The sequence below is a fragment of the Solwaraspora sp. WMMA2056 genome, assembly GCF_030345095.1.
GTDB lineage: Bacteria > Actinomycetota > Actinomycetes > Mycobacteriales > Micromonosporaceae > Micromonospora_E.
The window spans coordinates 964,319-976,233 of record NZ_CP128360.1 but is presented as its reverse complement, the minus strand read 5'-3'; the positions used below and the strand labels follow the sequence as shown (position 1 = coordinate 976,233).

Annotated in this window: 9 protein-coding genes; 7 read left to right on the top strand and 2 right to left on the bottom strand. The window is 72.5% G+C overall.

Annotation, left to right across the window (positions count from 1 at the left end):
* Positions 1-1,581: a glycosyltransferase family 2 protein gene (locus tag O7608_RS04535; RefSeq protein ID WP_289208774.1), complete on the bottom strand. Its 1,581-nt coding sequence runs from the start codon at positions 1,579-1,581 to the stop codon at positions 1-3.
* A 168-nt stretch (positions 1,582-1,749) separates the two neighbouring features.
* Between O7608_RS04535 and O7608_RS04530 the strand changes: the two genes are divergently transcribed.
* The 7 genes from O7608_RS04530 to O7608_RS04500 all read left to right on the top strand — a co-directional run bounded on the left by O7608_RS04530 (position 1,750) and on the right by O7608_RS04500 (position 11,122).
* Entirely contained in the window at positions 1,750-2,301 is a 552-nt protein-coding gene (locus tag O7608_RS04530; protein WP_289210777.1) for a YbaK/EbsC family protein, read from the top strand.
* Positions 2,302-2,475: 174 nt separating this feature from the next.
* Positions 2,476-3,087, top strand: a complete 612-nt coding sequence (locus O7608_RS04525) for a TetR/AcrR family transcriptional regulator (protein ID WP_282224608.1) — start codon at positions 2,476-2,478, stop codon at positions 3,085-3,087.
* An 85-nt stretch (positions 3,088-3,172) separates the two neighbouring features.
* A complete protein-coding gene (locus tag O7608_RS04520) occupies positions 3,173-4,522 on the top strand; it encodes an acetyl-CoA carboxylase biotin carboxylase subunit (RefSeq protein ID WP_289208773.1) in 1,350 nt (449 codons plus the stop codon).
* Between the two features lie 93 nt (positions 4,523-4,615).
* On the top strand, positions 4,616-5,539 hold the full coding sequence (locus O7608_RS04515) for a hydroxymethylglutaryl-CoA lyase (protein WP_289208772.1): 924 nt from the start codon (positions 4,616-4,618) through the stop codon (positions 5,537-5,539).
* Positions 5,540-5,633: 94 nt separating this feature from the next.
* The gene (locus tag O7608_RS04510) at positions 5,634-7,166 is read left to right on the top strand and encodes an acyl-CoA carboxylase subunit beta (RefSeq protein ID WP_289208771.1); all 1,533 of its coding nucleotides are present in this window, start codon (positions 5,634-5,636) and stop codon (positions 7,164-7,166) included.
* Positions 7,167-7,201: 35 nt separating this feature from the next.
* Positions 7,202-8,362 (top strand): acyl-CoA dehydrogenase family protein, encoded by a 1,161-nt coding sequence (locus tag O7608_RS04505; RefSeq protein WP_289208770.1) that lies wholly within the window; start codon positions 7,202-7,204, stop codon positions 8,360-8,362.
* Between the two features lie 93 nt (positions 8,363-8,455).
* On the top strand, positions 8,456-11,122 hold the full coding sequence (locus O7608_RS04500; RefSeq protein ID WP_289208769.1) for an ATP-binding protein: 2,667 nt from the start codon (positions 8,456-8,458) through the stop codon (positions 11,120-11,122).
* Positions 11,123-11,420: 298 nt separating this feature from the next.
* Here O7608_RS04500 and O7608_RS04495 read toward each other — a convergent pair whose 3' ends face one another.
* Positions 11,421-11,912, bottom strand: coding sequence for a MarR family winged helix-turn-helix transcriptional regulator (locus O7608_RS04495; protein ID WP_289208768.1), 492 nt, complete (start codon positions 11,910-11,912; stop codon positions 11,421-11,423).
* Between the last annotated feature and the right edge of the window lie 3 nt (positions 11,913-11,915).

The window sequence follows — 11,915 nt, the reverse complement described above, 5'->3', positions numbered from 1 at the left end:
TCAGCGTCCGGTGAGCCGACGCAGGTGTTGCCGGCCGTGCCGCGCGGCCCGCACGCCCTGCCGGGCCGCACGTTCGGCCCGGTGCCGGGCCAGTCGGGTCCACCGGGCCGGGGTCGCTGCTGCGGTGACCAGCGGGTCGGTGACCACCAGCCGCAGGCCACGGCGGCCGGGCGCGACCCACACCGCCCGGCCCCGGGTGGTGAGCGCGGCCCGGGTGCCCGGTGTCCCACCCGCCGGCGGCAGGACCAGCTCGGCACCGCCGTCGCGGGCCACCACGCGCAGCGCGTAGCGCCCCCGGGGCAGCCCGTCGAGCGGCAGGTCGACCTGCCAGCGCAGCCGGTCGGGGTCACCGTCGGCGACCACCAGCGGCAGCCGTAGCCGGGTGTCGCCCACCTCCAGCAGCAGGTCGTCGCGCACCCTGCCGGGTGCGCCGCCGGGACCGGGCAGGGCGCAGTGGCCGGTCAGCCGGACGGACTCGCCGGTTACCGGGTCGCCTCGGCGGACGCGGTGCACCGCGACCGTGGGCCGGGGCACCCGCAGCAGCTCCCGGTAACGGTCGAAGTGGGGATGGTCGAGGTGCAGCTGTCCGCCGTGCAGCCGGACCGGGCCGTCGTGGCGCGGTCGGCGTACCGCATCGGGTTGTCCTTCGTAGAGCGCGACCGCCCGCAGCCCGGCGGCCGGATCCCCGACGAACTCGGCGGCTACCGGGACGGCGATGTCGGCGAGCAGTGTCGACATCCGGCGGGTGAAGTCGGCCAGCTGCGCGTCGTCGAGGTTCACGGCGGCCCGGCGGGCGTAGCTGAGCTGCATGTACGCGACCCACCGGCGCACCGCCGGCAGGCTCGCCGGGTCGACGCCGTCGAGGTCGGCGACGAGTCGTTCGATGATCGTCAGGTGCTGCAGGATCTTGGCCGGCTGGAACCGGCTGTCCATGATCGAGGAGCCGTTGCCGCGCTGGCGGTACAGGTAGACCAGCTGGGGGCTGAGCACGGTACGCGGAGCGCGCAGCAGCAGCGGCAGGGTGAACAGGACGTCCTCGAAGGCGCTGCCTTCGGTGAAGGTGGCACCGACGTCGGCGACGAAGTCCCGGGCGAACACCTTGTTGCAGGCCGACGGGTTGCCGACCAGCAGGGGTGCCTGCGCGACGGATTCGATCACCCGGGACGCCCCGACGATCTCGGCGCGCCACGGCGGGCTGGGTCGTGGCGGGAAACCGTGCATGTCACCGACGGCGATCGGTGCCTGCGCCGCAGTGGCGACGGCGATCAGGTGGTCCAGTCCGTCGTCCGGATAGAGATCGTCGGAGTCGAGAAACCCCAGGTAGTCGCCGGTGGCCAGGCGTACCCCATGGTTTCGGGCCGCGCCGAGCCCGGCGTTGGACTGCCGGACGTAGCGCACCCCGGGCGACCGCCGGGCGTAGTCCTGCGCGATCTCGCCCGACGCGTCGGTGGACCCGTCGTCGACGATGATCACCTCGATCGTCGCCCGGTGCGGTTGCCGGTCGATCGACGCCAACGCGGCCGGCAACCAGGCCTGCGTGTCGTAGACCGGCACCACGACGCTCGCCCTCGGGGCAGCCACGGTCACCTCTCGGTGTGCTCGACGGAGTCGGTGTCACAGATGGATTCGGTGCCGTCGACGGAGTCAGTGTCGCCGACGAAGTCGGTGTGACGGCACATCCACGGTACCGGCCGGGCCGGCCAACCCCGGTCGGCGGGCAGCGCCAAGCCGGTGCATGATGGCGGTGTGCTGGGCAGACTGCGGACCGAACCGGTCCGGAACCGACTCGACCTGGTCGCCGACCCGGTGTCCGCCGCGATCGAGCAGTGGTCGTCCGACGTCCCGGTGGACGTCGACGACATCACTGTGGCCGCCATCGCCCCCGACCTCGCCGACACCGCCGCATTCTGCGCCGCCTACGAGGTGGGGCTCGAGGAGTCGGCCAACTGCGTGGTGATCGCCGGTAAACGGGGCGGTGTCGTCCGCTACGCGGCGTGCATGGTGCTGGCCACCACCCGCGCCGACGTCAACGGGGTGGTCCGGCGGCTGATGGACGTCCGTAAGGCCAGTTTCGCCCCGATGGCCGACGCGGTGACGGCGACCGGCATGGAGTACGGCGGCATCACACCGATCGGGCTGCCGCCGCAGTGGCCGATCCTGGTGGACGCCCGGGTGGTGGCGGTGCCGCACGTGGTGATCGGTTCCGGGATCCGGGCCAGCAAGATCGTGCTGCCCGGTCCGGCCCTGGGGGTGCTGCCGCAGGCGCAGGTCGTCGACGGCCTGGCGGTCGCCGCCGGGTGACCGGTAGGCCGTCGTGGCCGGCCGCCGGGGGTGAACGCATTCCCCCGCTGACGGTACGGTGATCGTCACATATCAGCGCCGGGTCAGCGTGGACCACCGGCGGATCAGCCGGCAGCGCTTGAAATGGCTGAACGAGCGTTCAACTCGGGATCGATTCAGGGTTAGGCTGGCCAGGTGACGGTAGATCAGCAGGCGACGACGGCGGACGGGGCAGAGACGGTCGCACCTCGTCGACGGTCACGCCGCGACGAGATTCTCCAGATCGCGGTCGGACTCTTCGCGGCCCGTGGCTACCACGGCGTCTCGATGGACGACATCGGTGCCGCCGCCGGTGTCACCGGTCCGGCCCTATATCACCATTTCGCCGGCAAGGAGGCGATGCTCGCCGCCGCGCTGATTCCGGTCAGCGAGGAACTGCTCGACGGCGGGCGGGCCCGGGTGGCGGCGAACTCCACGGACGCCGACGCCGCCCTTGCCTCGCTGATCGAGTTCCATGTGGAGTTCGCCCTGGCCAACCCGGCGGTCATCGCTCTGCACCTGCACGAGCTCGACCGGCTCCCGGAGGAGCCGCGCCGCCGGATCCGCCGACTGCAGCGGCTCTACGTCGAGGAGTGGGTCGGGGTGCTGACCGGCCTGCGCCGCGAGCTCGACGCCGCCGAGGCACGGGTGCTGGCCCACGCGGCGTTCGGCCTGATGAACTCCACCCCGTTCCTCGGTGGCGAGGTCGACCGGGACCGGCGGGCCGCCCTGCTGCGGGCCGCCACCCTGGCCGCGCTGCACGGCTGACCGCAGCCCCGCACGGCTGACCGCAGCCCTGCACGGGGCTGACCGCAGCCCCGCCGCACCTGGTGTCACGACCGCGAGGAGAAGCATGATCGAGTCGTTGCTGGTGGCGAACCGGGGCGAGATCGCCCGACGGATCATCCGTACCGCCCGGCGGCTGGGGGTGCGCACCGTCGCCGTGCACTCCGAGGCCGACGCCGGGCTGCCCTTCGTCACCGAAGCGGACCAGGCGATCTGCGTCGGGCCGGCCCAGCCGGCGCAGAGCTACCGCGACCAGGCCGCCATCCTGGCCGCCGCCAGGAGCAGCGGCGCCGAGGCGATCCACCCCGGCTACGGGTTCCTGTCGGAGAACGCCGAGTTCGCCCGCGCGGTGCAAGCGGCCGGGCTGATCTGGGTCGGTCCCGGTGGCGACGCCATCGAGGCGATGGGTGACAAGATCAACGCGCGGAACTTGATGTCCGCCGCCGGCGTACCGGTCGCCGCCGGCACCACCGAGCCCGCCGAAACCGTCGACGCCGCACTCGACGCCGCCGCCACCATCGGCTACCCGGTGATGGTCAAGGCCGCTGCCGGCGGCGGCGGGATGGGCATGGGCGTCGCTGCCGACGCCGACGCGCTGCGGACCGAGTTCGACAAGGTCCGGGCGTTCGCCGCCCGCATGTTCGGTGACGGGTCCGTGCTGATCGAGCGCTACTTCCCCCGGGTACGCCACGTCGAGGTGCAGATCCTCGGCTGGCGTACGGCCGACGGCACCGACCGGGTCGTCGCCCTCGGCGAGCGGGAGTGCTCGGTGCAGCGGCGCAACCAGAAGCTGGTGGAGGAGTCGCCGTCGCCAGCGGTCACCGACGAGATGCGGGCCGGGCTGCTCGCCGCCGCCGTACGGGCCGGGGAGGCGGTCGGCTACCGCAACGCCGGCACGGTCGAGTGCCTGCTGGACCCCACCTCCGGCGAGTTCTTCTTCCTGGAGATGAACACCCGGCTGCAGGTCGAGCACCCGGTGACCGAGCTGGTCTACGGCGTCGACCTGGTCGAGGAGCAGCTGCGGGTGGCCGCCGGCCTGGAGCCGACGTTCGACCCGGACACGCTCGCCCCGCGCGGGCACGCGATCGAGCTGCGGATCAACGCCGAGGACCCGAAACGCTTCCTGCCCGGTCCGGGCGCGATCACCGTCTGGACGGAGCCGACCGGCGACGGGGTCCGGGTCGATTCCGGGTACGCCGTCGGCACCACCGTGACGCCGTTCTACGACTCGCTGATGGCCAAACTGATCGTCTCCGGCGCCGACCGGGCCGAGGCGATCGCCCGCGCCCGGGCGGCGGTCGCCGCCTTCGAGGTGGCCGGGCCGAAGTGCAACCTGCCGTTCTTCGCCGAGCTGCTGGAGCACCCGGAGTTCGTCTCCGGTGACTACGACACCGGCATCGTCGGCCGGATGCGGTGAGGCCCGGCACCGACGCCGGTCGGCGCGGTATCCCATCGGTGACCTTCGTCGGATCCCATTGAGTGGACGGCCCGGGCGCGCGATGCTGGGCAGATGGCAACGACGCCCCTTCCCGAGTCCGTGTCGATCCGCGAGGTCGGCCCCCGCGACGGCCTGCAGAACGAGCAGCCGGTGCCGACCGACGGCAAGGTCCGCCTGCTGGACGCGCTCTCCGCGACCGGCGTACGCCGGATCGAAGCTGTCTCGTTCGTCCACCCGAAAGCGATCCCGCAGATGGCCGACGCCGACGAGGTGTGGCAGCGGGCCCGGCGTGCCCCCGGCGTGCGCTACTCGGCGTTGGTGCCGAACCTGCGCGGTGCCCGGCGGGCGATCGACGCCGGCTTCACCGAGGTCGAGGTGGTGGTGTCGGCCAGCGACACGCACAACCGGCGCAACGTCAACCGGGGCACCGCCGAGTCCCTCGACGACATCGCCGAGCTGATCCCGCTGCTGCATGCCGCGCGGGCACACGTCGAGGTGATCGTGGCGACCAGCTTCGGCTGCCCGTACGAAGGGGACATCGAACCTGGTCGGGTCGCCGGGATCGTCGACCGGGTGGTGGCCGACGGGGCGGACCGGCTCGCGTTCGGTGACACCACCGGGATGGCGACCCCGCGCCGGGTCCGCGAGCTGGTCACGGCGGTGCGCGACCGGCAGGCCGCCGTGCCGGTGCTGTTGCATTTCCACAACACCCGGGGTGCGGCGTTGGCGAACCTGCTGGCCGCCCTGGAGCTGGGGGTCACCGAGTTCGACGCCAGCGTCGGTGGCCTGGGCGGCTGCCCGTACGCGCCCGGGGCCAGCGGAAACGTGGCCACCGAGGAGGTGGTGCACATGCTGCACGACATGGGCGTCGAGACCGGGATCGACCTGGATGCGCTGCTGGCCGCCGCCGAGCTGGCCGAGGAGCTGGTCGGCCGGCAGCTTCCCTCCGGGGTGCTGCGCGCCGGGCCCCGTACCCGGCTGACCCCGACCAGCTGACCCGCCTACGTTCGGTGGGGTGTCGGGGTCGCGAGGGTGACCGTCGTGCGGTAACCTAACGATCGTTTAGTGCGGGCGGGTGCGAGGGGGCGGCGTGACACTGGACGGTGAGGCGCTGGACCGGCTGGACAAGCGGATCCGGGCCGGCGGCGCGGAGAAGTACCACGCGGCGAACGCCGACCGGGGCAAGCTGTTCGCCCGGGAGCGAGTGGACCGGCTTGTCGACGCGGGCTCCTTCGTGGAGGACGGCCGGTACGCCAACGCCCTCGCCGACGGGCTGCCCGCCGACGGCGTGATCACCGGCACAGCCACCATCGACGGTCGACAGGTCTGCCTGATGGCCAACGACTCCACCGTCAAGGCCGGCTCGTGGGGTGCCCGTACCGTCGAGAAGATCATCCGGATCATCGAGCGGGCGTACGACGCCGGTCTGCCGATGGTCTACCTGGTCGATTCCGCCGGCGCCCGGATCACCGACCAGGTCGATCTGTTTCCCGGCCGGCGCGGTGCCGGCCGGATCTTCTGGAACCAGGTGCGGGCCTCCGGCGCGATTCCGCAGGTGTGCGCCCTGTTCGGGCCGTCCGCCGCCGGCGGCGCCTACATTCCGGCGTTCTGCGACGTGGTGGCGATGGTCGAGGGCAACGCCAGCATGTACCTCGGGTCGGACCGGATGGTCGAGATGGTCACCGGCGAGAAGACCACGCTGGAGGCGATGGGCGGTGCCCGGGTGCACTGCGCCGAGTCCGGCGTCGGGCACTTCCTCTGCAAGACCGAGGACGACGCGCTCGACGTGGTCCGCCGCTACCTGTCCTACCTGCCGGCCAACTGGCACCAGCCGCCACCGGCGACGGCGGCCGTCGAGCCGCCGGCCGGTGTCGACCTGGCCGCGCTGGTGCCGGCGAGTGAACGGCAGGCGTTCGACATGCGCCGGTTCGTCAAAGGGCTGCTCGACGAGGGCAGCTTCCTGGAGATCCAGGCGTTGTGGGCCCGCGAGCTGACCGTCGGCTTCGGTCGGCTGGCCGGCCAGGTGGTCGGCGTGGTCGCCAACAACTCGATGTTCAAGGGCGGGGTGCTCTTCGTCGACTCCGCCGACAAGGCGGCCCGGTTCGTGCAGCTCTGCGACGCGTTCAACGTACCGCTGCTGTTCCTGGCCGACGTGCCCGGCTTCATGGTCGGCAGCACGGTGGAGAAGCAGGGCATCATCCGGCACGGCGCGAAGATGATCAGCGCGATCTCCGAGGCCACCGTACCGAAGATCTGCGTCGTGGTCCGCAAAGCCTACGGCGCCGGGCTGTACGCGATGGCCGGCCCCGGGTTCGCGCCGGACGCCACGCTGGCCCTGCCCACCGCGAAGATCGCGGTGATGGGCGCGGAGGCCGCGGTCAACGCGGTCTACGCCAACAAGATCGCGGCGATCGAGGATCCGGAGCAGCGGGCGGCGTTCGTGGCCCAGCGCCGCGCCGAGTACGAGCAGGACATCGACCTCACCCGGCTCGCCAGCGAACTCGTCGTCGACGACATCGTCCGACCCGAGCAGTTGCGCGCCGAACTGGTCCGGCGGTACGCGGCGGCGGCCGGCCGGGACCGGCACTTCTCCCGCCGCCGGCACGGCGTCACCCCGGTGTAGCGGCACCTCCCGGCATCTCCAGAAAGGACCTGGACATGGACTTCCGGCTCACCGACGAGCAGGTGGCGCTGCGCGACAGTGTCCGCGAGTTCGCCCAAGAGGTGGTCGCGCCGGTGATCGGCGACTACTACGAGCGGCACGCCTTCCCGTACGAGATCGTCCGCCAGATGGGCAAGATGGGGCTGTTCGGGCTGCCGTTCCCGGAGGAGTACGGCGGGATGGGCGGCGACTACTTCACGCTCTGCCTGGCGCTGGAGGAGCTGGCCCGGGTCGATTCCAGCACGGCGATCACCCTGGAGGCGGCGGTCTCGTTGGGGGCGATGCCGATCTACCGGTTCGGCACGCAGGAGCAGCGTCGGCGGTGGCTGCCGCAGTTGATCAGTGGCGAGGCGCTGGCCGGGTTCGGGCTGACCGAGCCGGGCTTCGGCTCGGACGCCGGTGGCACCACGACCCGGGCGGTGCTCGACGGCGACCAGTGGGTGATCAACGGCGCGAAGGCGTTCATCACCAACTCGGGCACCGACATCACCTCGCTGGTGACGGTCACCGCAGTGACCGGGACCCGGCCGGACGGCTCGAAGGAACTGTCGACGATCATCGTCCCGTCCGGTACGCCCGGCTTCACCGTCGCCCCCGGGTACGCGAAGGTCGGCTGGTGCGCGTCGGACACTCACGAGTTGACGTTCGACGATTGTCGGGTGCCGGCGGAGAATCTGCTGGGTGAGCGGGGTAGAGGGTTCGCACAGTTTCTGCGGATCCTCGACGAGGGACGGATAGCGATCGCGGCGCTGGCGGTCGGGCTGGCCCAGGGCTGTGTCGACGAGTCGGTCCGGTACGCCGGGCAGCGGCGTGCTTTCGGTCGGCCGATCAGCGGCTTCCAGGCGATTCAGTTCAAGATCGCGGACATGGAGGTACGGGCGCACACCGCCCGGTTGGCGTACTACGACGCGGCGGCCCGGATGCTCGCCGGTGAGCAGTTCAAACGGCAGGCGGCGGTGGCGAAGCTGCACGCCAGCGAGTGCGCCGTGCAGAACGCCCGGGAGGCCGCCCAGGTACATGGTGGCTACGGTTTCATGAACGAGTTTCCGGTTGGCCGCTTTTGGCGGGATGCGAAAATCCTGGAGATCGGCGAAGGTACCTCGGAGATTCAGCGGATGGTCATCGCTCGTGATCTTGGACTTGTCGACGTGGAGTGAAGTCCCCGGTTGTGTCGGAAATCCGTTCCATTCGGGTCGTCAGCCTGACGGATAGCTGACTGGACGACACCTGGCTGCGTACTCTCTCCTGCCATGAGTCCGGATCATGCTCCTGACCAGAGCACGGTCGGGTTCGACGAACTGCTCCGTGGGTGCCGGCTGGCCGCCGGGCTGACCCAGGCGGAGCTTGCCGCCCGGGCCGGCATCGGCGTCCGTACGGTCCGTGACCTGGAGCGGGCCCGATCCTCCCGGCCGCAGCGCACCACCGTGGAGCTGCTCGCCGCCGCGCTCGGCCTGACCGGCGCGGACCTGGCCGGGTTCGCCGCCGCCGCCCGTGGCCACGCGGCGGCGCTGCGCCCCGCGGTCCCCCGCCAGTACGCTCCGACGCTCGCCGCCGTCGCTGCCGGGGCAGACGGCGACGACCCTGCTCCGGGCACCACCGGCGGCGGCAGCCGCGGCGTGCCGCCGCCAGCGGAGCTGATCGGCCGCGACTGCGACGTGGCGGAGCTCGCGAACATCCTCACCGCGGCCGACAGCTCCGGCGCGGGACTGACCAGCCTGGTCGGTCTCGCCGGGGTCGGCAAGACCAGCCTGGCGCTGGCGGTGGCGGCCAGGGTGACGGGGCAGTTGCCGGGCGGGGCCGGCGGGATCGTCGTCACCGAAGGCTCGTCCGTCAGCGACGTACTCACCGCGACCGCGACCGTGTTCGACGTCGGCCGCCTCCACGACCTGGCGGGCCGGCTCGCCGACGCTCCCGCCCTGCTGCTGGTGGACGCCGTCGAACGGGCCCCGGTCGCCACCGCCGACGCGCTGCACTGGCTGCTGCGGGTGGCGCCCACGCTGCGGGTGGTCGCCACCGGTCGGCACCCGGTCGGCCTGCCGGGCGAGCGGGTGTGGCCGGTCGCTCCGCTGGAGGTGCCGCCGGCAGACACCGAGGCGGACCTCGCCGCGGTCGCCGACTACCCGGCGGTGAAACTCTTCCTGGCCCGACTGCGCAAGGTACGGCGGGAACAGGTCCACCTCACCGAGGTCGGCGCCCTGGTCGGGCTGGTCCGTCGACTCGGCGGGCTGCCGTTGGCGTTGGAACTGGCGGCGGCCCGTGGCCGGGCACTCGACCTCAACGAGATCTTCAACCGGTACGGCGACCGTCCACTCGACCTGACCGGAGCACCGTCGCGGGAAGCGGTGGCGGTGACCCTGCGCGACGCGGTCGCGGCCAGTTACACGCTGCTGACACCGGCGGAGCGGCGCGGGGTACGCCGGCTTTCGGTGCTGCGCAACCGGTGGTCGGTGGAGCTCGCCGAGGGCATGCTGGCAGCGGACGGCACCCCCGACGCCACCGGCACCCCCGGCACCACCACCGGCACCACCACCGGCACCACCACCGGCACCGGCACCGGCACCGACGACGCCGGCGGTCCGGTCGACCCGGTGCCGTTTCTCGACCGGCTCATGTCGTTGGGACTGCTCGGCGCCCGGGGGGTCGGCCCCTACCGGTTCCGTCTGATCGACGTGATCCGGGACCTGGCCACCGAACGGGCGGCGGCGCACGGCGAGCTGTCCGCCATCCGGCGTCGGCACGCGGTCCTGTTCGCCGGGCTCGCGGAGCGCGCCACCGCGGATCTCGCCGGGCCGAAGCTGGTGGCGACGGTCAACCGGCTCGACGAGGTGGCCAGCGACCTGTGGGCGGCGTTGGCGCACTCGGCCAACGACGACCCGCACACCGCGCTGCGCCTGGCGGCGGCGCTGCCGAGGTGGTGGCGGTTCCGGGGCCGCGACGTCGCCGGCCGACGGTGGCTGCGCAGACTGCTCGACGATCCACGGATGGTCGACGTGGATCCGAGCGTGCGGGCCTGGGCGCAGGTCGGCGTGGTGCAACTGGCGGTCGAACATGGTGCCGGCGCCCAGGAGCTGCCGGCCGCCCGGGCGGCGCTGGCCACGTTCGCCCAGCTCGGCGACACCGCCGGCGAGCTGGCCACCCGTACGGTGCTCAGCGCGGCGTGCCTGGCCGCCGGCCAGTTCACCGAGGCCCGCGACCACGCCCAGGCGGTTCTGGCGATCGCCGGGCGGACCGGCCGGGTGCGGGACATGACCCTGGCCCAGCACGACCTTGCCTGGCACGAGGTCCGGGTCGGGGACCTGCGGGCGGCCCGGCGTCGGCTGGCCGCCGTCGACCGGCTGGCGGCACGCACCGGTGAGGACCGGCTGCGGCTGCTGGCCCGGGCCAACCTCGCCGAGGTCGCGCGGCTGGAGGGGCGGTACGCGCGGGCGGTCGACCTGGCCCGTCGGGTGCTGGCCGCACTGACCGCGGTCGGCGACCCGAGCCACCGGAGGCGGGTCCTCGGCACGTTGGCGCTGGCGTTGGCCCAGGACGGCCGGCTGGCCGAGGCGGTCGCGGCGTTGACGCAGCTGCGCAGTTACTCGGTGCCGGTCGACGAGCTGGACCGGGGTCCGGTGCGACCGGTGGACCCGGCCGGTGCCGGCGACGACCCTCGGTGCGCGTTGATCGAGGCGACGATCGCCGCAGGCCGGGGTGACCGGGAGTTGGCGGTGGAGTGGTACGCCGTGGCGGCCCGGTCGCGGTGCGGCGGCAGCCAGCCTCGGGACGCGGTCGAGGCCCTGGTCGCTCTGGTGGCGGGTACGGAGACAGCGGCCGCCCGGCAGGCGGCCCTGGACCGGTTGGCGGCTGCGGCGCAGGAGAGCGGGATCACGTTGCTGCCCCGGGAACGGCAGGAGATCGGCTGGCCGGAGCAGGTGTGAGTATGCCAGCGCGGCGGCGAGGGTGCCGCCGGTGGATGAGGTGTCGGTGCCGGCGGGTCGACGCGGACGTCCGGCGGGGATCGGGTGATCACCCGCCGGACGTCGACACGCCCCCCGGGTTGGCGCGGAGCCGCCCCCGATCCACAGCGGTGCCCTGGATCTTCGCGCCGCACCCCCCGTTACGTTCCCGGCCGTCAGTACGGTATCCAGAAGTTCCGAGCTGAATGCGACTTTCGTGGGCTTATGAAGGTGTCCGCTGTTGGTTTCTGCCGGTCCTTCTGCCGGTCCCGCCGGTCGGTCAGGCTGTCTCCGCGAGCGTCTCGTCACTGCCAGCGGTGGCGCCGGGGTGCACGGCGTCGCGAAGCCGCCGGAGAGTGCCGAGGAACGCCGCGAGTTCGGCCGGTTGCAGCTGGCCGGTGAACCACTGCTCGATCAGCTCCAGGTGCCGGGGCAGCGTCTCGTCGAGGCGTTGCTGGCCGGCGCGGGTCAGTACGGCGTACGAACTGCGTCGGTCGGTCGGACAGGCCCGGCGACAGACCAGCCCGTCGCGGACCATCCGGTCGACGACCCGGGTGGCGCCGCTGGTGGACAGGGCGGCCTGTGCGGCAAGGTCGGTCATCCGCAGTTGGTGGCTCGGGGAGCGACGCAACCGCATCAGCACCTCGAACTCGACGGAGGAGAGCCCTTGCTCCTCGAACTGCGCCGCGAAGCGGGCAGCCAGGCCAGCATGGACTTCGAAGAGGAGCCCGATCGCGGTGATCCGCGGATCGTCGGCGAGGTGCTCGGTCACCAG

What these genes read in the sequence shown, in the direction of transcription:
- O7608_RS04520 (WP_289208773.1), top strand. Translation starts at nt 3,173, where the DNA reads ATGATCGAGTCGTTGCTGGTGGCGAACCGGGGCGAGATCGCCCGACGG.
- O7608_RS04515 (WP_289208772.1), top strand. Translation starts at nt 4,616, where the DNA reads ATGGCAACGACGCCCCTTCCCGAGTCCGTGTCGATCCGCGAGGTCGGC.
- O7608_RS04505 (WP_289208770.1), top strand. Translation starts at nt 7,202, where the DNA reads ATGGACTTCCGGCTCACCGACGAGCAGGTGGCGCTGCGCGACAGTGTC.
- O7608_RS04500 (WP_289208769.1), top strand. Translation starts at nt 8,456, where the DNA reads ATGAGTCCGGATCATGCTCCTGACCAGAGCACGGTCGGGTTCGACGAA.